The 21,786-nt window shown below is 71.7% G+C and carries 17 protein-coding genes; 7 read left to right on the forward strand and 10 right to left on the reverse strand.

The genetic code is table 11. The annotated features are described in order from the left end of the window. Positions 1–75 precede the first annotated feature (75 nt). Complete coding sequence (gene trxA / locus ALSL_RS10920) at positions 76–933, forward strand: thioredoxin (protein WP_126539103.1); 858 nt, start codon at positions 76–78, stop codon at positions 931–933. Between the two features lie 17 nt (positions 934–950). On the opposite strand, the gene ALSL_RS10925 is transcribed toward trxA, so the two are convergent. Together ALSL_RS10925 and ALSL_RS10930 are read right to left on the reverse strand one after the other, a co-directional pair. Further along, positions 951–1,607, reverse strand: a complete 657-nt coding sequence (locus tag ALSL_RS10925) for a hypothetical protein (RefSeq protein ID WP_126539105.1) — start codon at positions 1,605–1,607, stop codon at positions 951–953. A 3-nt stretch (positions 1,608–1,610) separates the two neighbouring features. Beyond that, positions 1,611–2,132 (reverse strand): RNA polymerase sigma factor, encoded by a 522-nt coding sequence (locus ALSL_RS10930; RefSeq protein WP_126539107.1) that lies wholly within the window; start codon positions 2,130–2,132, stop codon positions 1,611–1,613. A 128-nt stretch (positions 2,133–2,260) separates the two neighbouring features. On the opposite strand from ALSL_RS10930, the gene ALSL_RS10935 reads away from it, so the two are divergent. Next, on the forward strand, positions 2,261–2,818 hold the full coding sequence (locus tag ALSL_RS10935) for an NUDIX hydrolase (RefSeq protein WP_170172048.1): 558 nt from the start codon (positions 2,261–2,263) through the stop codon (positions 2,816–2,818). Positions 2,819–2,891: 73 nt separating this feature from the next. After that, positions 2,892–3,851: a phosphatase PAP2 family protein gene (locus ALSL_RS10940; RefSeq protein WP_126539109.1), complete on the forward strand. Its 960-nt coding sequence runs from the start codon at positions 2,892–2,894 to the stop codon at positions 3,849–3,851. An 86-nt stretch (positions 3,852–3,937) separates the two neighbouring features. Here the strand turns inward: ALSL_RS10940 and recD are convergent, their stop codons facing one another. The 8 genes from recD to ALSL_RS10980 all read right to left on the reverse strand — a co-directional run bounded on the left by recD (position 3,938) and on the right by ALSL_RS10980 (position 17,200). Next, positions 3,938–5,716, reverse strand: coding sequence for an exodeoxyribonuclease V subunit alpha (gene recD / locus ALSL_RS10945; protein WP_126539111.1), 1,779 nt, complete (start codon positions 5,714–5,716; stop codon positions 3,938–3,940). Then, a complete protein-coding gene (locus ALSL_RS10950) occupies positions 5,713–9,252 on the reverse strand; it encodes a UvrD-helicase domain-containing protein (protein ID WP_161970952.1) in 3,540 nt (1,179 codons plus the stop codon). The genes recD and ALSL_RS10950 overlap by 4 nt, the downstream gene beginning before the upstream one ends. Then, positions 9,245–12,670, reverse strand: a complete 3,426-nt coding sequence (gene recC / locus ALSL_RS10955) for an exodeoxyribonuclease V subunit gamma (protein WP_161970953.1) — start codon at positions 12,668–12,670, stop codon at positions 9,245–9,247. Before recC ends, ALSL_RS10950 begins: the two co-directional genes overlap by 8 nt. A 46-nt stretch (positions 12,671–12,716) precedes the next feature. After that, entirely contained in the window at positions 12,717–13,343 is a 627-nt protein-coding gene (locus tag ALSL_RS10960) for a hypothetical protein (RefSeq protein ID WP_231700212.1), read from the reverse strand. A 2-nt stretch (positions 13,344–13,345) separates the two neighbouring features. Continuing rightward, positions 13,346–14,821, reverse strand: a complete 1,476-nt coding sequence (trpE, locus tag ALSL_RS10965; protein ID WP_126539117.1) for an anthranilate synthase component I — start codon at positions 14,819–14,821, stop codon at positions 13,346–13,348. 473 nt (positions 14,822–15,294) lie between these two features. Continuing rightward, complete coding sequence (rpe, locus tag ALSL_RS10970; protein WP_126539119.1) at positions 15,295–15,987, reverse strand: ribulose-phosphate 3-epimerase; 693 nt, start codon at positions 15,985–15,987, stop codon at positions 15,295–15,297. A 128-nt stretch (positions 15,988–16,115) separates the two neighbouring features. Further along, on the reverse strand, positions 16,116–16,904 hold the full coding sequence (djlA, locus tag ALSL_RS10975) for a co-chaperone DjlA (RefSeq protein WP_126539121.1): 789 nt from the start codon (positions 16,902–16,904) through the stop codon (positions 16,116–16,118). Beyond that, positions 16,901–17,200, reverse strand: a complete 300-nt coding sequence (locus ALSL_RS10980; RefSeq protein WP_126539123.1) for a c-type cytochrome — start codon at positions 17,198–17,200, stop codon at positions 16,901–16,903. Before ALSL_RS10980 ends, djlA begins: the two co-directional genes overlap by 4 nt. 110 nt (positions 17,201–17,310) lie before the next feature. Between ALSL_RS10980 and ALSL_RS10985 the strand changes: the two genes are divergently transcribed. From ALSL_RS10985 to ALSL_RS11000, 4 genes are read left to right on the forward strand one after another with little or no spacing between them, the layout of a single operon-like run. Then, positions 17,311–18,225 (forward strand): phosphoribosylaminoimidazolesuccinocarboxamide synthase, encoded by a 915-nt coding sequence (locus ALSL_RS10985; protein ID WP_174928863.1) that lies wholly within the window; start codon positions 17,311–17,313, stop codon positions 18,223–18,225. A gap of 14 nt (positions 18,226–18,239) precedes the next feature. Next, positions 18,240–18,710: an Mpo1 family 2-hydroxy fatty acid dioxygenase gene (locus ALSL_RS10990; protein ID WP_126539127.1), complete on the forward strand. Its 471-nt coding sequence runs from the start codon at positions 18,240–18,242 to the stop codon at positions 18,708–18,710. Next, on the forward strand, positions 18,707–19,117 hold the full coding sequence (locus tag ALSL_RS10995; RefSeq protein ID WP_126539129.1) for a hypothetical protein: 411 nt from the start codon (positions 18,707–18,709) through the stop codon (positions 19,115–19,117). Before ALSL_RS10990 ends, ALSL_RS10995 begins: the two co-directional genes overlap by 4 nt. Positions 19,118–19,165: 48 nt before the next feature. Beyond that, on the forward strand, positions 19,166–21,754 hold the full coding sequence (locus ALSL_RS11000) for a cation-translocating P-type ATPase (protein WP_198410652.1): 2,589 nt from the start codon (positions 19,166–19,168) through the stop codon (positions 21,752–21,754). The last annotated feature ends 32 nt before the right edge of the window (positions 21,755–21,786 follow it).

The following is a 21,786-nucleotide window of genomic DNA, read 5'->3' on the forward strand; positions in this document are numbered from 1 at the left end:
GTCGTGGCGTCTTGATATCCTGCGCGCCGGCCCCGATCTGCCTGCGATGGATTTTCTTTTGTCGGAGAGGTTTTCGTGAGCGCGACGCAGCCGGCTGTCATCGTCGATGTCGACCCCAGCAATTTCGAGACCGAGGTATTGCAGGCCTCGCTCGAGACGCCGGTGCTGGTGGACTTCTGGGCCACCTGGTGCGGGCCGTGCAAGAGCCTGGGGCCGCTATTGGAAAAGCTCGCCGGCGAATATGCCGGTGCCTTCCGTCTGGCCAAGGTCGACGTGGACAAGAACCAGGAGCTGGCCGCCATGTTCGGCATCCGTTCGGTGCCGACGGTGATGCTGGTCAAGGACGGGCAGATCCTGGACGGCTTCGCCGGCGCGCTGCCGGAAGGCGCGCTGCGCGAGTTCCTCGGCCGCTACGTGCAGCCTGCCGAGCCCGCGCCCGAGGCCGCGCCGGCCGCAGCGGAAACGCCCGAGCAGGCGATCAACCGCCTGCAGCAGGCCATCGCCGCCGAACCCGACCGCGCGGAGCTCAAGCTGGAACTGGCCGAGGCGCTGATGCGCGCGGGCCAGACCGCCGCGGCCGAGGCGGAACTCGAGGCACTGCCGGCCAACCTCGCCACCGATGCCCGCGCGGTACGCCTGCGCAGCCAGCTCGAGCTCGTCCGCGCGCTGGAAGGCGCGCCCTCGCGCCAGGCCCTGGAACAGCGCATCGCCGCCGATCCGGACGACTGGGCCGCACGCGAGCTGCTCGGCATCCGGCTGCTGCTCGAAGGCGAGCCGGCCGCGGGGCTGGAGCAATTCCTAACCATCTTGGAGCGCGCCCGCGACTGGAACGACGGCGCGGCCAGGAAGCGCCTGCTGCAGGCCTTCGCCACGCTCGACGATGCCGCGCTGGTCGGCCAGTACCGCCGCCGCATGGCCTCGCTGCTGTTCTAAAAACGTTTCGCGGCGGGTCACTCCCGCTCGAAACGCCCCAATTCCTCCAGCATCGCCTGGGCGCGGGTGAGCGTGCGTCCGGCAAGGCTGTCCTCCAGGACGCGGCGCAAGCCCAGCCGACGCAGCAGTCCATAAGCGACGCCGACCGCCAGCGGCGATCCCAGTAGCGAACTCCATAGCCAGCGACCGTCCACCTGCGCCCACACGTCATCGCCGGTGCGATCCATGCCGTACTGGGCCAGCATCAACAGCGCCGGTATCCAGATCACGCTGCCCAGCACGGCGAACACCGGCGCCTCCACCTTCAGCCGCCAGCAGCGCAGCTCCGCGATGCGACGCTGGATCTCCACCACCGGCGCGGCGGGATCGATGCCGCGGGCCATGGCGAACACGCGCGCCGGAAAAATGATCGACAGCGTGCCGAAGACCTGCATCGCGATGCCGCAGGCCATCGCCTGCCAGATGCCCACGTGCGCGGACCAGAAGCCGATGCCCCACAGCGCAATGGCGATGCCGAGCACGATCAGCGCGGATTGTCCCCACAGCAAGGGCCGCAGGCTGCGCCGGACGCGACCGGCGCGCAGGTCGCGGAACATCCAGTCGTCCAGCGCCTGACGGCTTTCGAGCCGGCGATCCAGCGTCTGCCAGGCCTGCTTCAATGCGTCGAGTTCCATGGGTCATGCTCCGGTGGGGGCCGCGCCGGTCATCTGGCCGCGCAGCTTCTGCTTGATGCGACCGAGCTTGGTCGCCACGTTGGTTTCGCTGATGCCGAGGATCTCGGCGATCTCGGCGTAACTCCTGTCTTCCAGGTACAGCAGCATCAGCGCACGGTTGAGCGCGTCGAGGTTCTCGATCAGCGCGTGCAGCGCGGCGAGGCGCTCGTCGGGCTCGGGCATGCCTTCGCCGCCGATACTTTCCAGGTGATGCGCCTCCAGCGGCTCCAGCCGGCCGTTCCATGCACCGCCCGCGCGCCATTGCGAGATCGCCACGTTCAGCGCCACGCGATACAGCCAGGTCGAGAACTTCGCCCGCTGCGGGTCGTAGCGCGCGAACGAGCGCCAGGCCTGCAGGGCGATCTCCTGCGCCAGGTCGCGGCGATCCTCCGCATGCGCGGCATACAGCGCGGCGACCTTGAACACGATGCGTCCGTGCGTCGAGAGCAGGATCTGGAAGGCATGCGGATCGGGTCGTAGGGTCATGCGTGCTTGGGCTCTGCCGTCGTCGAAAGCATGATTCGCCGGCGGCGGAAATAAATCACGGCGCCGGCCGGGTTGTCGGCGCCGGCACGGCGCGTCACCATGCCCGATCCGACTTCGAGATCCGCGCCATGACGATTGCCGAACCCGCGATCCCGCCCGACGCAACGGCCCCGGAGGAAACCCTCTGCCAGGGTCGCTGGCTCAGCCTGCGCCGGCGCGGCCGCTGGGAATACGCGGTGCGCAACAACCCCGGCGGCGCGGTGATCATCCTGGCGGTGACGCCCGAGGACCGCGTGCTGTTCGTCGAGCAGTACCGCGTCGCCATCCTCAAGCGCACCATCGAGATGCCGGCCGGCCTGGTCGGCGACATCGACGCCGGCGAGGACGCGCTCGCCGCCGCGCGGCGCGAGCTGGAGGAAGAGACCGGGTACCGTTGCGGACGGCTGGAGTTCATCCACGCCGGACCGTCCTCCTCGGGCATGAGCAACGAGATGATCGCCTTCGTGCGCGCCTACGATCTGGTCAAGAGCGGACCAGGCGGCGGCGATGCGACCGAAAGCATCGTGGTGCACGAAATCCCGCGCCAGGAGGCCGGCCGCTGGCTGTTCGGCCGCGATGCGGAAGGCTATTCGATCGACCCCAAGCTCTTCGCCGGCCTGTGGTTCATCGAGCACGGCCGCAGGTAGCGCGTTTTTTGCAAAGCCGGCACCTGACCACAGGGGCCGATGACCCCAAGGCTTTTTCATCGGCGAAAGACCCATGTTCGAGATCGAGCCCATTCTGTGGTTGCAGGCGCACGGCAATGCGGCACTGACCTGGCTGATGCACGCGGTGAGCGCGTTCGGCCAGGCCGAGGCCTATGCGGCGCTGCTGCTGGTGTTGATGTTCGGCGTACGCCTGCGTCCCGCGCTGGGCCTGCTGTTCGTGCTCGGCCTCGCCGGCTGCCTGGTCGGCGCGGCCAAGACGACGTTCGCCCTGCCGCGGCCGCCGGATGTCGACGTCCGGGTGCGCATCCGCCACGTGGACGAAGGCCACGCGCTGGCCGAGCACGGTGGCGCACGCTCGTTCTGGGCGTTGCCCGAGCCGCGCGCCATCGCGCTGAAACGGCAGCTCGCGCCAGGCGACTATGGCTTCGTCAGCACCCACGTCGCCACGGCGGCGGCGAGCGTGTTCGGGGTGATCGCGCTGTTTGCCGTACGGGCGTGGCGCTGGCGCCTCGCACTCGCCGCCTGGCCGCTGCTGATGGCGCTCTCGCGCCTGTATCTGGGCCGACACTTCCTCGCCGACGTGTGCGGCGGTTATTTCGTCGGGATGATCGCCGGGCTGGCCGGCGCCTGGCTCTATACCCGCGCCGCGACCGGACGGCGCCTGCGCCTGGGCTTGCTCGGCGGCGCGCTGCTGCTCGCGGCAGCGGCGCTGGCCGGGCCCTATGTCGCGGTCGCCAGCGCCGGCGCCCTGCTCGGCGCCCTGCTCGCTCTGCCGGTGCTCGACCGGCTCGCGCCGGCGACGGAGGGCGGCGGCCTCGCCCGACGGCTGGCCCGCATCCTCGTCGCCGGCGCGACGGTCGCCGTGGGCGGCTTCATCCTGCATGGCCTGCTGCGCGTCGCCCACGCACAGACCCCGGCGATGCTGCTGCTCGCCTGGGCGCTCGGCCTGCCCGCGGTACTGGCGCTGGCCTTGCTCATGCTGCGCCGGCTGGGCCTGTACCGGCCCGCGTGAGGCCATCGCGCCGGCCGCGACGGCCACCGCTTTAAGACGATTACGGTGAGGGTGACAAAGGCGCCGCGCGCCGAGACGGTGGCGGATCACGCCAGCCGTTCGCGCAGCCCGCCGATGCGGTACAGCGGCCGCGCCAGCGCCGCGGCGACCACGGCCTCGCCGGCCCAGAGTTCCACCTGCGCCTTCGCGCGCGAGAGGCCGGTGTAGAGCAGCTGCCGCGACAGGATGCGCTGCGCCGGATCGGGCGGCAGCAGCACGGCGACGTGTGCGTATTCGGAGCCCTGCGCCTTGTGCACGGTGAGCGCGAAGGCGCCCTCGTGCGCCGGCAACGCGGCGGGCGCAAAGGCGCGCGCCGTGGGCCGGCCGTCGGCATCGCTGCTCTCGAACCATACCCGCAGGCGGCCGTCCGCATCGGCCAGACACAGGCCGACGTCGCCGTTGAACAGGCGCGCGGCGTAGTCGTTGCGCACGACGAGCACCGCGCGGCCGGGATACCACTCGCGATCCTCCGGCACGCCCCAGGCTTCCTTGAGCCTGCGGCCGAGCCAGGCATCGACCGCCGGCGCACCATGCGGCCCCTCGCGCAACGCGCACAGCAGCTGCCGGCGCGACAGCGCACGCAACGCGGCGAGCGCCTGCGCCGCCGCCGCGGTGTCGTCGGCGGCCGGCAGCCTCGGTCGCGGCAGCGTGGCGGCGAGCACCTCGGCCCAGCCCTGCAAGGCCTGGCGATAGGCCGCGCCCGCGGTCACGTCGCGCCATTGGGCCTGATCGCCGGCGGCGGCGAAGGCCGCGCGCAACGCCGCCGCCTCGCCCTTGCGCACGGCATCGTTGATGGCGGCCAGCGGACGCTCGGCGCGGAAGCTGTGGGTCAGCCGCACCAGCACCGGCGAGGTCCGCGCCTCCAGCGCGACGACGAGGTCCAGCAGCACGCTGCCGATGCCGACCGGCGCGAGCTGATCGGCATCGCCGACCAGGATCAGCGTCGCCTCCGGGCGCAGGGCTTCGAGCAAGGCGCGCAGGGTCGGCAGGTCGACCATCGAGGCCTCGTCGACCACGACGAGGTCGGCGGCGAGCGGATGCGCACGGTCGCGTGTGTAGCGGTTGCGGTGCGGGTCGTAGCCGAGCAGTCGATGCAGGGTGAGCGCCTCGCCGTCGGGCAGGCGATCGAGCAGCGCGCGCCAGGTCTCCGGCAGCGATGCGTTGGTGCTTTCCAGCAACGCCTGCCGGCCCGCGCGCAGCGACTGCACCAGCCGCTGCGCCGCCTTGCCGGTCGGCGCGGCCACGGCGATGCGCGCGTCCGGCATGGCCTTGAGATGCATCAGCAGCATGCGCAGCACGGTGGTGGTCTTGCCGGTGCCGGGACCGCCGGTGAGCACGAACAGCCGGCTCGCGCCGACGCGACGCACCGCCTCGCGCTGGCTGGCCACGGCCGCCGGATCGCCGCCGGGAAACAGCGCGTCGAGGTCGGCCTCGTCCACCGCAACCGCGGCAGAGGCGGCCAGCCGCTCGCCCAGCAGCGCGGCGAGCGCGCACTCGTCGGCATGGTTGCGCCACAGATAGAACCGTCCGGCCGCGTCGAGCACGAACGGTGTCGGCACGCGGCCGTCGCCGAGCAACGGCTCGCCGCGCAGCGTATCGAGCCGTGCGTCATCCAACGGTGCGAGGCCATAACGCAGCGCCTCCTCGCCGGCGAGCGGCAGCGCCGCATCGCCCTCGCCATCGGCGAACGCGGCCCAGGCGGCGAGCCGCGCCAGCAAAGGCGAGCCGCCATGCGCACGCGTCCAGCGCCACAAGGCGCGATCGAGCGGCCGCCAGGCCGCTTCGGCCGGCAGCTCGGGCCCATGATCGAAGCCGAATGCGCTCATGCGGCCTCCGCAGGCGCGCCCAGCGCGCGGTCGACGGCATCGAGCAGCGCCTCGTCGAAGCGTTGCCGCCAAAGGCCGGCCCTGGGCGCGAGACCGGCCGCGCGCACGAACAGGTACACCGCATCGCCCAGCCGTTGGGAACGTGCATAACGCGGCACGCGCCGGCGCAGGTAGCGATCGAGCGCCAGCGTGTAGAGCAGCGCCTGGAAACGGTAGTGATGCGCGTCCATCGCGGCGCCCAGCTGTTCGGGTCGATAGGCGTCCAGGGTGTCGCCCAGCCAGTTGCTCTTGTAGTCGAGCACGTGGAAGCGCCCGGCGTGTTCGAAGACGAGGTCGATCTTGCCGCTCATCAGCCCGCGCAGGGTGCCGGCCGCGCCGCGCGGCACGAGCGCAGGCTCGCCGTGTTCGGCACAGGCGCGGCGCACGGCGGCGAGGGAGACATCGTCGAGCAGGTAATGGAACGCCATCTCGGCGCGCTGCGCCCGCGGCGGCAAGGCGGCGAGCGTGCAGCCGGGCAGGATCTCGGCCGCGAGCGTCGCTTCGGTGCGTGCGGCGATGCGCGCCACCAGCGCCTCGGCCTCGTCGCCCTCGCGGACGCCTTCTTCGAGCAGACAGCGGCGGATCAGCGCGGACTGCTCCGCCATCGACAAACCCGGCACGCGCCGCTCGAAGATGGCATGCAGCGCGTTGCCAAACGCCGCGCCACGCCAGGGCGAGAGCGCGAGCAGCTCGGGGTGCGGGGCGGCGACCGCAGCGGCGGGCAGCGCGTCGATGTCCGCGGCCACGGCCGGCAGGCCGAGCTCGTCGGCGGCGGGCGGCTCCTCCAGCGCCGTGCCCTGCACATGGGCCAGCGCGGAAAAGCTCCACAGCTGACGCATGGGCCGCGCCGGCGGCAGCGGCAAGGCACGCAGTGCGGACGCGGCATCCCCACGCTCCGGTGCATGGCAAAGGCGCGGCCATGGCCAGTCGTCGCGACGGAAGTCGACGCCATCGAGGCGATCCAGGACTGCCTCACCGTTGCGCCATGCGCGATCCAGCATGGCGTCGAGCGCGGAACGATGAGGATCGACGAGCGGCGCCTTGGTCTTGCCGTCCGCGCAGCGCGTGGGCGGCAAGGCGTAGACGTGGCACGCCAGCCTGGCGCGGGTCAGCGCCACGTAGAGGATGCGAAAGCGCTCGTCCTGATCCTCACGCGCGGCCTGCGCGCAGGCCTCGGCATGATCGGGACCGCCGAGCACCAGCTCGCGTTCACCCTCGGCGCAGCTGCGCAGCGGCAGCTTGATGTCGCGACCCTCGTGCGCCCACATCAGCGGCAACAGCACGACCGGGAACTCAAGGCCCTTGCTCTTGTGCAGCGTCATGAGCTGCACGCGGCGCGTGTCCGACTCGATGCGCTGCTGACGTTCCTCGTCCTCGGCGGCATCCTCGTCACGCTGCGCGGCCAGCCAGTCGATGAGCTGGGCGCTGCCGGGGCGTTCGCGCTCGCGCTGCTGCAGCAGCTCGCCGAGGTGGCGCAGGTCGGTGAGGTCGCGCTCGCCCTCGACCCCGGCCAGGAACCGCGGTGCCGCCGCGGCGAGCAGCGACTGCACCAGCGCCAGCACGCCTTCCTGGCGCCATTGGCGCTGCCACTCGGTGAAGCGCTGCACCTCGGCCAGCCATCGCGCCGGGGTTTGCTCCAACGCACGCAAGCAGTCGAGCGGCACACCGAGCAGGCGCGTGGTCAGCGCGGCCCGCATCACGCCTTCCTCGCGATGCTCGACGGCGTAGAGAACGAGCTGCAGTTCGCGCGCGATCTCGGTGGCAAAGACGTTGCTGCGGCCCGCGCCCGCGCAGGGCACGCCGCGCTGCTGCAGCTTGCGGCGCAACTGGGCGATATGTGTGTTCTGAGGCAGCAGCACGGCCAGATCGCCCGGTTGCAGCGGCACCTCGCCGATGCGGTGCGTGCCGGCCAGCAGCGCCACGATGTGGTTGGCGCAGGCCTCCAGGGCGGCGTCCACGCGGTCGTCCTTGTTCGCCGGCGGTTCGGCGCGAAAATGCAGCACCAGCGGCCGCCCCAGCGGCCGGCCGTCCACGGTGAGCGGCGCGATGTCGGCGCCGGCGCGCATCGGCTCGTAGACGATGTCCTGCGTGAATTGCGAGAGCGCCTTTCCGGCGGCGGCGTGGAAGGCATTGAGCCCGGCGATGAGCTTGCCGGTGGAACGGTAGTTGACCGCCAACCGCAGCCGGCAGTCGGCGCTGCGCGCGGCTTGCAGATAGGTGTGGATGTCGCCGCCGCGGAAACGGTAGATGGCCTGCTTGGGATCGCCGATCATCACCAGCCGGCCGCGCCGGGCGCCGTGCGCGTCGCGGTAGATGGCATCGAGGATCGCGTACTGGCGCGCGTCGGTGTCCTGGAACTCGTCCACCAGCGCCACCGGCCAGGCGCGAAAGAGCGCATCGGCGAGCGCGTTGCCCGGCGCGAGCGCCTCGCGCACGCGGTCGATCAGGCTGTCGAAACCGATCTCGTCGCGCTCGCGCAGGCGCGCCTCGCGGCGGGCGAGCAGTCGCTTGCGGTAGCGTTCCAGCGCCGCGCTGCGCGCCGGCAGCTCCGGGTCGGTGAGCAAGGCGGCGGTCTTGCGCGCGAAGGCGAGCAGCGGATCGTCTTCGGCGGCCGCGACCAGGGCCGGCTTGAGCTGGGTTTCCAGCGGTGCCGACAGGTCCTCGCACACCTTTTTGGGCAGCGCGCGGCTGCGGTCGCCGGCCTCGATGTAGTCGGCCAGCGTCAACAAGGCTTTTTTCAACCGGCTGTTACTCGCCTTGAACTGCGCGCCATCGCCGATCCATGCGCGGATCCGCGCCGCCTGCTCGGGCCGCATCAGCGCATCGATGGCTGCCTCCCCGATCACCTGCACGCGCACGCCGGGCTCGATCGCCGCCTTCAGCGCATCGGTGAACTTTTTGCGGCCGCCCTTCCACCAGGCCCGGTCGCCGGCGTCGAGCTCGTCCGGCGACTGCGCCAGCTCGCGCCACTGGTCGGTGACGAGCTCGGCATCCAGCGCCGCGGTCGCCACCATCGCACCGCCGCCGAGTGCGCCGCCGCTTTCCAGCGGATGGGCATCGAGCACGCGCCGGCACAGCGCGTGCAGCGTGCCGACCGGGGCGAGATCGAGCTCGGCCTCGGCCAGCTTCAGGCGCAGCGCATCGCTGGCCGCGGGCGCCGTCTCGTCCTGCCAGCGCCGCTGCAGCCAGCGCAGGTCCTCCGGCGCGCCGTCCCCGACGCGGAAGCCGGCCTCGAAGCGCCGCGCCTGGCGCACGGCCCAGCGCAGCCTTGCGCGGATGCGTTCGCGCAGTTCCTGCGCGGCGGCGTCGGTGAAGGTGGTGACCACCAGCTGGCGCGGCGTGAGGCCCTGCTCCAGCAGCAGGCGCAGGTACAGCACGGCGATGGTCCAGGTCTTGCCGGTGCCGGCGCTGGCTTCGATCAGGCAGCGCCCGCCCGCGCCCTCCGCGTGGGTCAGCGGCAACGCGGTCCAGCCGGCGACCACGGCAGGATCAGTCATGCGAGGCATCCTCCAGCAGGATCAATCGGGCGAGCCTCTCGGCGATCTCGACCAAGGCCTCGTAATCGGCATCACCCGGCGTGAAGCTCGCCTCGCCGGCGAGCAGGCGCGCATAGCCCGGCGCGTAGTCGCGTTCGCCATGCTTGTGGGAATGGCCGATCCAGCAAGCGTCGATGTTGGGCGTGCCGTTCTTTTTTCGACCCTCGATCACGCTCCAGCTGGTCTTGGGGAAATACCACGCGGGCAACTCGTTGCCGGCGCGCAGCCACAGCGCGACCAGCGCGGCGAGCCGGGATTCGAGCTCGGCATGCAGCGCCGCGCGCGCGGTGGCATCGGCGGCGCGGTAGCGTTCGTCCCAGCCATTGAGCTTTTGGGGCCACACGGGTGACTCATCGTCGGTGAGCAGCACGACGCGCACCGGCATCGACGGCGGCGTCGCACGGCGCAGCAGGGCCCATTCGATGAACAGCGGCACGCGCTTGCCGAAGTCGAGGGCATCCTCTTTCCTGCCGGGAAAGCATTCGAGCAGCCAGCGGCTGCCGGCGTATTCGTACACGCGGCCGAGCTCGCCTTGCAGGCGCAAGGCGCCGAGCCTCTCGTCCACCGCGATCGGCGTGCGCGGCGGCAGGCCGTCCACGAACAGCGGCAGACGGCGCGCGCGCTCGAACACCGCCAGCACCTGCGCGCGCTCGTTTTCCCACGCCTCCAGGCCGGGACGACCGGGCGGCAGCAGGCCGGTCAGGGCCAGCCAGTCAGGGATCTGCTGAAGTGCCTCCGGCCCGCGCTCGAGCGCCTCCAGCAGCAGGCGGCAACCGATCCGGTCGCGCGCGTCGGTGCGTGCATCGAGCGACTCCGCCTCGGCCAGCCGCCCTTCCTCTAGCGCGTCCAGACGCACGCCGAGCCGGTCGCGCAGGAGCTGCCGGGCCGGGTCGCGGTACCAGGCGACGAGCTCGCGCAGGGTGAGGGCGTCCGGCGTCTGCGCCGCCCCGGCGCCGGCCGGTTTTTCGTCGCGCGCGGCGGTGGCGGCATGCAGCGCGGCGAGCTCGCCGCGGAAGGAGAACAGCCGGGGATCGCTGCCATCGAAATAGCGCGCGTCGAAGGGTTGCAGCGGATGCCGGACGCACCAGGGCCGCGGCCTCGGCGCATCGTCCGCCGTGTCCCCGTCATCGGCCAGCCCGGCCTGCGCGTCGAGCAGGTCGAGCAGCTCGCCGAGCGGCGCGGCCGGGTTGCGTGGCTTGCCGTCGCGCACGTCCTCGCCGAGATAGGACAGGTGCAGCACGTCGCGCGCGGCCATCAGCGTTTCCAGAAACAGATAGCGGTCGTCGCTGCGCACGTCGCGGTCGCCCAGGCGCGGATGGCGCGCGATGAGGTCGAGGCCGGACGCGCCGCCGCGCGGAAACGCGCCCTCGTCGAGGCCGAGCACGGCGATCACGCGGAACGGGATCGCGCGCTGCGGCACCATGCCGCAAAAGGTGACGCCACCGAGCAGGAAGCGCTGCCGTTCCGGCGCGGCGGCGAGGCGTTCGCGCAGCACCTCGCGCACCACGGCGAAGTCGAGTTCCGGATCGAGCCCGGCGTCTGCGCATTCGGTCGCGGTGGCGTGGATCAGCCGGCGCAGCAGCGCCAGCGCCTCGGTGCCGGCGGCATCGTCCGCATCGATGCGGAACAATGCATCGAGCAGTTGCTCGAGCCGCACCGCCCAGGCCGAGGCGCGTCGCGGCGTCAGCGCGTCGCGGTGCAGCGCGGCCAGTTCGCACAACAGCCGGTCCAGCGCGCCGAGCACCGTCGCCTGGGCGCCGCCGACGCCGGCCAGCGGCCACAGCGCGCCGCCGGGCAGGTCGAGCCTGGCTTGCAGGTCGCCCATGACGAAACCGGCGAGCAGGCGGTCCATGCCCCAGGCGAAGGTGTGCTCGGCGATCGGCGGCACGTCGAAGCCCGCGCGCCAGGCGCCATCCAGGCCCCAGGCCACGCGCGCCTCGGCGAGCCACAGGCCGAGGCGTTCGATGTCCTCCTCGCCCAGTTCGAGCGCACGCGCGATCGGCGGCGTGTGCAAAAGATCGAGCACCTCCGGCGCGGTGAGCCGCGCGCCGGGCGTGCCGAGCAGGCGCTCGAAGGCCTCGAGAAGGGGATGCGCCTGCGCCACCGCGACGTCGGCCAGGTGATAGGGCAAAGGCCCCTGCGTGCGGCCGGGTGCGCCGAACACCGCCGGCAGCAACGGCACGTAGGCGCCGATGTCCGGCGCCATCACCACGATGTCGGCAGGCTCCAGCTCGGGCCGCTCGGCAAGCTCGCGCAGCAGCGCGTCGCGCAGCACTTCCAGTTCGCGCAGGCGGGTGTGGCACACATGCACGCGCAGCGAACGGTCGTGCAGCGCGGCCTCCTCGCGCGATGGCCGGAGCACCGCCACGTCGAGCCGGCGGATGCTTTCCTGGACCTGGCCGAGCAGGCTGTCCGGTGGCGACGCGGCGCGGTCCTCGTCCTGCCAGTGGCGCACGTCCATGCGCACATCCTCGAGCGCGGCGAGGGCGAGCATGAAGTGCTGGCCGAGCCGGCCCCAGTCGGCGAGCAGCGGATGCGCGCTGTCCTCGACGAAGAAGGCTTCGCCGGTGTCGCCCTCGGCCAGCCGTGCGAGGCGCTCGCGCCATTGCGCGCGCGTGCCGCGCAGGCCGGCCCAGTATTCGCGGCAGGGGTCGGGCACGTAGAGCATCACCGGACGATGGCGCGCCACCGCGGCGAGGACGGCGAGCTCCATCGGCGCGAGATGGCTCAGGCCGAACACGTGCAGCGGTTCGCGCGACGGCGCGGGTGGCGCCTCGGCGAGCGTGTGCAGCAGCGTCCTGAGCACCTGCGCGCGATGCGGCTGTTCGATCGTCCGGCGCAAGGCGCGCCACAGCGGCGCAAGGAACGTCGGCTCGGGTACCGCGTCGCGCCCGGCTTCCCAGGCGGCGAGCCAGTCCGGCCGATAGACCATGGCCTGCGAATACAGCCGTGCCAGATGATCGGCGAGCCGGTAACGGCGGCGCGCGGCATCGTCACCGGCAAGGTAGCCGCGCAAATGCGGATCGTCGGTTTCGGCCAGCAGTGCGTGGATGCGCCAGCGCAGCCGCTCGCGTCGGTAAGGCGCGAGCGCCACCGCCGCCGCGCCGAGCGTGGTGCGCGCGAGCGCATCCAGCCAGTCGCTCGGCAGCACGATGTCCAGGTTGGCGACGATGCCGCCGGCACCGCGCCGCCGCGCCAGTGCGCCGAGCAGCCACTGGCGCATGCCGGGATGCGCGGCGATCACCGTCTGCGCAGCGAGCGCGTCGGCCGGCGCCACCTCGTCGAGCAGGGTCAGCAGCGGATCGAGCAGCGCCTCCAGCCGGCTGGCGCGGATGACGTGGATGCCGCCTTCGGCATCATCGGAAAACAGGGCGTGCATGACCCGATGATACGCAGCAGGCGTCGCACCGCCTGCGACGGTGAAATCAGCGCCGCGCCAGGGCGAGCAGCTCGCCGGTATAGGTTTCCTCGAGCGCGGCGAAGGGCCTGCCTTCGCCATCGACGAGCAGCGCGCGATGCCGGAGCACCGCGGCGGTGGCCGCTGGCCAATCCGAATCGGACGTCGGCGCCCACAGCCGCCGGACCTCGAGTGTCTGGCGACGATAGCCGAGCGCGAGCACGGCCTTGCCGAACGGCGTGGCGCCGGTATCCAGCCGATGGTTCATCGCCGCATCGAGGCGCCCGGACAGGTACCAGTTCTCCGCCTCGGAAAGCACGCGGCCGGCACAGGTCAGACGCACGTGGCGATACTTGACCGGCGTGTCCGCGCCGACGCCCAGCTGCCCGCGCAACTCGTCCGGCAGCGGACGGGGCGCAGCGTCCACGCGCTCGGCCAGCACCCCTTCGGGCGCGACGAGGCCATGCGCGGCGCACCAGCGCTCCAGCGTCAGCGTGGCGCTGGCATGGGCGAGCAGTTCGTCGTTGAGCGCCTGCAGCAGCGCGATCGCTGCGGCGCGCGCGCGTGGCGTGTCCGGCCATGCCGGCGGGGCCGTCGCGGACACCGCGGACGACGGCGGCATCGCGCCCTCGCCGGGATGTGGGTCACGTCGCACGCTCACAATCCGCGCACCGCCTGCGCCACCGCGCGGAACAGCGCGCGCCCCTTGTTCATGGTCTCCTCCCACTCGGTGGCGGGATCGGAGTCGTACACGATGCCGGCACCGGCCTGCACGTGCAGGCGGCCGTCCTGGATCACCGCGGTACGGATGGCGATGGCGGTGTCGGCATCGCCCCACCAGCCGATCCAGCCGATCGCCCCGGCGTAGATGTTGCGCTTGTACGGCTCCAGCTCCTGGATGATCTCCAGCGCGCGGATCTTCGGCGCGCCGCTCACCGTGCCGGCCGGGAAGGTGGCCTTGAGCACGTCCATGTACGAAAGCCCCGCGCGCAGCTTTCCCTGCACCTGCGAGACGATGTGCATCACGTGCGAGTAGCGCTCGATCGCGAAGGACTCGCTCACCTCGACCGTGCCGGTCTGGCTGATGCGGCCGACGTCGTTGCGACCGAGGTCGATCAGCATCACGTGCTCGGCGCGCTCCTTGGGGTCGGCCAGGAGCTCGGCCTCCAGCGCGCGATCCTCCTCTTCGCTGGCGCCGCGCCGGCGCGTGCCGGCGAGCGGACGCACGACCACCGTACCGTCCTTCAGCCGGGCGAGGATCTCCGGCGAGGAGCCGACGATCTGGGTGCGGCCGAGGTCCAGGAAATACATGTACGGCGAAGGGTTCAACGCCCGCAGGGCGCGATAGACGTCCACCGGCCGTGCGTTGAAGCCCACGCTCAGGCGCTGCGAGGGCACCACCTGAAAAATGTCGCCGGCGCGGATGTACGCCTTGGCGCGTTCCACCATCGCCTCGAACTCGGGCCGGGTGAAGGACGACTTGAAATCGCCCTCGTCGAGCACGGTCCCCAAGCCGAGCGGCGGATACGCCGCGCCGCCCTGGCGCAGGCGATGGGTCAGCGCATCGAGCCGGCGCTGCGCCAGCGCGTAGGCCTGCGGCTGCGCGGGGTCGGCATGCACGATCAGGTACAGCCGGCCCTTGAGGTTGTCGAACACCGCCACTTCCTCGGCCAGCATCAGCAGCACGTCGGGCGTGCCGAGCTCGTCGGGCCGGTCCCAGGCGGCGAGCTGCGGCTCGATGTAGCCGATGGACTCGAAGCCGAAATAGCCGACCAGACCGCCGGTGAAAGCCGGCAGGCCCGGCAGTTGCGGCACGCGGTACTGCGCGCGCAATGCCTCGATTTCGGCCAGCGGGTCGGCCAGCTCGCGGCGTTCGATCACCTCGCCGGCGTCCTCCACTTCCAGCGTGTGTCCGCGCAGGCGATACACGCGCCGCGCCGGCAGGCCGATGATGGAATGGCGGCCCCAGGTCGCGCCGCCCTCCACCGATTCGAACAGGAAGGTGTACGCGCCGTCGGCCAGCTTGAGATACACCGACAGCGGCGTGTCGAGGTCGGAAAACACCTCGCGCACCAGCGGGATGCGGGTGTAGCCCTGGGCGGCCAGGGCGTCGAAATCTTCGCGGGAGATCAAGTCGGCGGGCACCGGGAAGTCGCGGGGCGAAGAAAGATAACAGGCGCCACGCACAGGAAGCCGCCCGGCCCGCGCCTCGCCCGGGCCGGTGAGGACGCCGATCCGGGCGGGCGAGGCTGGGAAACCGCGTTTGGGAAACGCTGATTTATTCAGCGTTTCCCAAACGGGGCAGGATGCCCGGCATGAATCAATGGCGTAAGTCGTTGATTCATGGAGCGCGGCGCGGGCGTGTACCGCGCCGCAGCGAGCTGAACAATGCCAGGGACGGAATGGTTCAGCGTTTTCTTTGCGCAAGCCTTGCCGTTTTCTTTCGCCGGCCGGGAACCTTGAGCGCGTGCGCGGGTCTCAAACGGTGGCAGGCACCCCTTGCCGTGAAAAATGGGCCCCGCCAGGGCCGATTCGTCGCGTCGCCTGCCTGTGGTGATCTCCTTTGTGGGCATGCCTCATGCCCCTTTCCCCGCCGGCGTGGATACTCAATCCCCGCCGGTTTTTTTTGCCTGCGCGATGCCCTCGCGCATGGCACGGATGACCTGCGCGTAGTCGGGGGCGCCGAAGATCGCCGAGCCGGCGACGAAGGTGTCCGCGCCGGCCGCCGCGATGGCGGCGATGTTGTCGGGCCCGACGCCGCCGTCGACCTCCAGGCGGATCGCGCGGCCGCTCTCGTCGATGCGCCGGCGCACCGCGCGCAGTTTGTTGAGCGCCTCGGGAATGAACCGCTGGCCGCCGAAGCCGGGGTTCACCGACATCACCAGGACCAGGTCGAGCTTGCCGAGCACGTGGTCCAGCCAGTTGAGCGGCGTGGCCGGGTTCAGCACCAGCCCGGCCTGGCAGCCCGATTCGTGGATCAGGCCGATGGTGCGGTCGACGTGCTCGCTCGCCTCCGGATGGAAGCTGATCGAGCTGGCGCCGGCCTTGGCGAAATCCGGCACGATGCGGTCCACCGGCTTGACCATGAGGTGCACGTCGATCGGCGCGCCGATGCCGAAGTCACGCAGCGCCTTGAGCACCATAGGCCCCATGGTGAGGTTGGGCACGTAGTGGTTGTCCATGACGTCGAAGTGCACCCAGTCGCCGCCCGCCGCGAGCGCCTTGGCGGTGTCCTCGCCCAGCCGGGCGAAGTCGGCCGAGAGGATGGACGGGGCGATGACGGGCGATGGTCTGTTCATGACGCCAAGCCTGGGCACGGGAATGGGCGGGAATGATAGCGACAGCGGCGTGGCCGCCACGTCACGCGGCGAGGGGTGCGGGCGTCGCGGCGTCGGTTCATGCGAAGCCGCCACCGGCCGCGCACCGTTCACTTGAAGCCGCGCTCGGCCTTGATCCGTTCGTAGGCGGCGTTGATCTCGCTGGCGCGCGCCTCGGCGCGGCGGCGCAGGTCCTCGGGCAGGTCGCCCAGGCGGTCGGGATGGTGGGCGGAAATCAGCTTGCGATAGGCGCGCTTGATGGTGCGCTCGTCGGCGTCGCGGTCGATGCCGAGCACCACGTACGGATCCGGCCCCTGCGGGCTGCGCCGGGGCGGCACGTAGCCGCCGCCCCGGGACTCGTAGGCGCCGGCGCCGCCCCAGACATAGCCCTTCATCGCCAGCAGCGCCAGGAGCTCCATGTCGCTGATCCGCAGGGCCGCGGCGAGACTCTTCAGGATCGCCATCTTGGCCGGCGAGGGCGGACCTTCCGCCAGCACCGTCTCGATCACCACGTCGAGCACCGGAAAGGCGTGATCCCGACGCAGCCCCACCCACTGGCGCAGCGACTCGATCGCCCGACCCACCTCGAAGGTAGGCTGCTTGCCGGTGTTGAAGGCCTCGATCGCCTCGCGCCGCTGGGCGGCGTCAAGGCCCATGCGCGTCATCAGCCGCTCGGCGACGGCGATCTCCGCTTCCGAAACCCGGCCGTCGGCCTTGGCCACGGCACCGAGCAGGGCGAACAGCGGACCGATGAAGCCGCCGGCGGCCGCCCGTGGCCGCCGCGCCTGGCGCAGGCTGTCGATGACCAGGCCGATCAGCGCGCCGGTCAGCATGCCGGGCAGGCCGTGGCCGAGCAGCAGCCCGAAGAAGGCGAGCCAGAAGGTCCAGGTGAGGTTCATGGTCGACACCGCGCCTGCGCGGCATACCAGGCGGCCAGCGCGTCGAGTTCGGCGGCGGCGAGCGGACCGACCGCCGCGCGCATCACCGCCACGTCGCGGCGACCGTCGCGGTACTGCTCGAGCGCGGCGCGCAGATAGTCCTCGCGCTGGCCGGCCAGATCGGGCACGCCGGGCTGGGTCGCGCTGCCGTCCTCGCCGTGGCAGGCCGCGCACAGCCCGAGCCGCAAGGGGCGCACGGGCGCCGCGACGCAGGACGCGCCGGCCAGGAGCAGCACCAGGGCGAGTTTCAAACGCATCGGCAGGTCGGCCACCGTCAAAAGACTGGAAGTCTAGCAGCGCAGACCATCGCGCCGACCGCTCCGTCCGGCGCGGGTAGAATGGACGTCTTGCCGTCCTGCCCTGGGAAATTCCCGTGTCCACCACGCTGCTGCAAGCGGATCTGCCCGGCCTCACCCTCGTCCATCGCGGCAAGGTGCGCGACGTCTATGCGCTGCCGCCGGCGGCGGGCGTCGAGCGGCTGCTGATCGTCGCCACCGACCGACTCTCGGCCTTCGACGTGGTGCTGCCCGACCCGATTCCCGGCAAGGGCGAGATGCTCACCCAGCTGTCCAATTTCTGGTTCGCGCGCAGTGCGGCGTTGATGCCCAATCACCTGCTCGACACCGCGCCGAGCGCGGTGCTGCCGGCCGGCGTCGACGCCCGGCTGTACGCCCGCCGCGCCGTGGTCGCGCGGCGGCTCAAACCGGTGCCGATCGAGGCGATCGCGCGCGGCTATCTGATCGGTTCGGGCTGGAAGGACTACCAGGCCACCGGCAAGGTCTGCGGCATCGCGCTGCCGCCGGGCCTGCGTCTGGCCGAACAGCTGCCCGAGCCGATCTTCACCCCGTCCACCAAGGCCGCGGCGGGCGACCACGACGAGAACGTCGATTTCGACGCCGTGGTCGCCAAGGTCGGCGCCGAGCTGGCCGAACGCGTGCGCGAGGCGACCCTGCGGCTTTACCGCTGGGCCGCCGACTACGCCGCCCGGCGCGGCATCCTGATCGCCGACACCAAGTTCGAATTCGGCACCGACGAGGCCGGCCGGCTCTACATCATGGACGAGATGCTCACCCCCGACTCCTCCCGTTTCTGGCCGGCCGACGCCTATCGCGTCGGCAGCCCGCCGCCGAGCTACGACAAGCAGTACGTGCGCGACTACCTGGAATCGATCGGCTGGGACAAGCGTCCGCCGGGACCGCGCCTGCCGCCGGAGGTGATCGCCGCCACCGCCGCCAAATACGCCGAGGCGCTCGCCCGGCTGGCCGACCTGCGGCTGGATTGAATGCCGGAGCTTCCATGCGCAGCCTCGCCGCCTGGTTCGCGGACTACGACGCCGACCATCGCCATCCGCTCAACCGGCGCCTGCACGCGCTGTGCGTGCCGGCGATCGTGTGGGCGGTGATCGCGCTGCTCTGGACCGTGCCGGTACCCGCGGCCTGGTTCAAACCCGGCGCCGTCGCGGTGCTGGCGATGTTCCTCGCCTTCCTCTGGTATTACCGGCGCTCGCGCCGGCTGGGCCTGGCCATGCTGGCGGCCTTCGCGCTGCTGGTCCTGGTCACCGCGGCGCTCGAGGCCGTGCTCGGGGTCGTCGGCCTGCGCTGGCTCGCCCTGGCGATATTCGCGCTGGCCTGGGTCGGCCAGTTCATCGGCCACGCCGCCGAAGGCCGCCGGCCGAGCTTCTTCACCGATCTTTCCTATCTCCTGGTCGGCCCGGCCTGGCTGCTGGCCAAGCTGCTGCGCCGGCTCGGTTTCGGGGCCGGTGCATGAGCACCCTGCTCGCCCTGCTGAGCGGCCTGGTGTGGTGGGTGCTGTACAGCTCGCTGCTGGCGCTGCCGTGCGCGCTCGTCGCCTGGGTGGTGCTGCGCTGGACCGAGCGCTGCCGCGTGCCGTTCAACCGCGTCTACTTAGCCTGTCTGCTGTGGACGCTGCTCGGCGCCGTGCTGCTGATCGGCACGGCCGTGCACTTCAAGCTGCGGCTGGCGGCCGTCCTCGCTCTGTTCGCCTTCGCGCCGATGCGCCTTGCGCTGGTGCTCGACATGCTGCTCGGCGTGCTGTGCCTGTGGCGGCTGGTGCCGCGCGCGGACGCCCGCCGCATCCGCCCGGCCAGCGCCTGCCTGGCGGTGGCCGTGGTGGTCGCCATCGGCTTCGGCGCGGCGACCAGCCTGGCCGGCTGAAACGCCACAGCGGCCGGCAGCCGGTACGATCGACCCGATGCCCGCCCCGTGGAGAACCCTCGCGTGATCCATCCCGACCAGCCGGATTGGCACGACGTCCGCGGACTTGGCCGCGCCGAGGCCGCGGCGCGGCTGCGCGAGGAGGGTTGCAACGAGCTACCGGGCAGCCGGCACCGTTCCCTGTTTGCGTTGATCCTCGAGGTGCTGCGCGAACCGATGCTGCTTCTGCTGGTCGCCGCGGCCGGCATCTATTTCGTGCTCGGCGATGCCCGCGAGGCGGCGGTGCTGCTGGCCTCGGTGCTCGGCGTCATGGCCTTGACGCTGTACCAGGAGCAACGTACCGAACGCGTGCTGGAAGCGCTGCGCGAGCTCTCCAGTCCGCGTGCGCTGGTCGTGCGCGATGGCGAGCTGGTGCGCATCGCCGGCCGCGAGGTGGTGCGCGGGGACATCGTGCTGCTCGGCGAGGGCGACCGCGTGCCGGCCGACGCGGTGGTGCTCGCGCAGCGCAACCTGGTGCTCGACGAATCCTTGCTCACCGGTGAATCGACGCCGGTGCACAAGCGCGCCCGCACGGCCGGGGAGGCGACCTCCCCACCACCGCGACCGGGCGGCGACGACCTGCCCTACGTGTGGTCGGGCACGCTGGTGGTGCAGGGCAGCGCGCTGGTCGAGGTCACCGCCACCGGGCCGCGCAGCGAACTCGGCCGCATCGGCAAGTCGCTGCAGTCGCTGTCCGCCGAGCCGAGTCCGCTGCAGCGCCAGACCCGCGTGCTGGTGCGCTCGTTCGCGCTGGCCGGGCTCGGCCTATGCGTGCTGCTGGTGCTTGCCCACGGCCTGTTGCGCGACGGCTGGCTCGCCGGGCTGCTGGCCGGCATCACCCTGGCCATGGCGATCCTGCCGGAAGAGATCCCGGTGGTGCTGACCGTGTTCCTGGCGCTCGGCGCCTGGCGTCTCTCGCGCCGTCACGTGCTGGCCCGACGTGCGGCGGCGGTGGAGACGCTCGGCGCGGCCAGCGTGCTGTGCGTGGACAAGACCGGCACCCTGACCCTGAACCGGATGCGCGTGCACAGCCTGGTCGTCGGCGAAGCGAGCTTCCGCATCCCGACCGAAGGCGGCGCGGCGCTGCCCGTGGTCTTCGCCCCGCTGCTCGAACACGCCATGCTGGCCTGTGAGCCCGAGCCCGTCGATCCGATGGAACGGACGCTGCACGAGAGCGGGCGGCGCTACCTGGCGAGCGACCGGCGGTTTGCCGACTGGACGCTGCAACAGGCCTATCCGCTCACCCGCACGCGGCGTGCGGTCGCGCTGGTCTGGACGCGCCCCGAAGGCGGCGGCGTGGTCGCCGCCAAGGGCGCGCCGGAGGCGATCGCCGCGTTGTGCCGGCTCGACCCGGCCGCCACGTCGGCGCTGCTGGCCAAGGTCGAGGCGCTGGCCGCGCAGGGCCTGCGCGTGCTCGGCGTGGCCAAGGCCGAGGTCGCCGGCAACGGCCCGTGGCCGGAGGATCCGTGCGACTTCGCTTTTCGCCTGCTCGGGCTGGTCGCCTTCGTCGATCCGCTGCGTCCGACGGTGCCGGCGGCGATCGCCGAGTGCAAGGCGGCGGGCATCCGCGTGGTGATGATCACCGGCGACTACCCGGGCACGGCGCTGGCGATCGCACGCGAGGCCGGGCTCGATGCCGGTGCCGTGCTGACCGGCGAGGCGCTCGATGCGCTGGACGAGCCCGCGCTGCGTGCGCAGCTTGCCCGGGTGAGCGTGTTCGCCCGGGTGGTGCCGGAACAGAAGCTGCGCCTGGTCGAGGCGTTCAAGGCGATGGGCGAGGTGGTGGCGATGACCGGCGACGGCGTCAACGACGCGCCGGCGCTCAAGAGCGCGCACATCGGCATCGCCATGGGCCAGCGCGGCACCGACGTCGCCCGCGAAGCGGCGGCCCTGGTGCTGCTCGACGATGATTTTTCCACCATCGTCGAAGCGGTGCGGCTGGGCCGGCGCATCGACGACAACCTGCGCAAGGCCATGGCCTACATCCTGGCCGTGCACGTCCCCACCGCCGGCATGGCGCTGCTGCCGGTGCTGCTCGGCTGGCCAGTGCTGTTCTTTCCCATCCACGTCGCCTTTCTGGAGTTCGTGATCGACCCGGCCTGTTCCATCGTGTTCGAGGCCGAACCGGCGGAGGACGATCTGATGCGCCGACCGCCGCGGCCGGCGCGACGGCCGCTGTTCGGCCGGCGCATCCTGGCGCTCAGCCTGCTGCAGGGACTGGGGATGTTCGTCCTCACCCTCATCGTCTATGCGCTCGGCCTGCACCAGGGCGAGGGGCAGGCGCGGGCGCTGGCCTTCACTACGCTGGTGGTGGGCAATCTGGCGCTGATCCTCACCAACCGCTCCTGGGCGCACACCCTGCCGGCGACGCTCGGGCGGCGCAATGCCGCGCTGTGGTGGGTGGTCGGCGGCACCCTGCTCGCGCTCGCCCTGGCCCTGGCCCTGCCCGCATTGCGCGGTCTGTTCCGCTTCGCCATGCCCACGCCTTCGGCCCTGGCGCTCGCGGTCGTCGCCGGTCTCGCCGGCATCGCCTGGTTCGAGGCGTTCAAGTGGCTGCACCGGCGCAACCCGGATCGGCCCGGAACCCGCGCCGCTTGACGCCCGCTTGGCTTCCCGCCGGCGTAACCTCA

Origin of the sequence: Aerosticca soli (genome assembly GCF_003967035.1) — a bacterium.
Taxonomy (GTDB): Bacteria; Pseudomonadota; Gammaproteobacteria; order Xanthomonadales; family Rhodanobacteraceae; genus Aerosticca; species Aerosticca soli.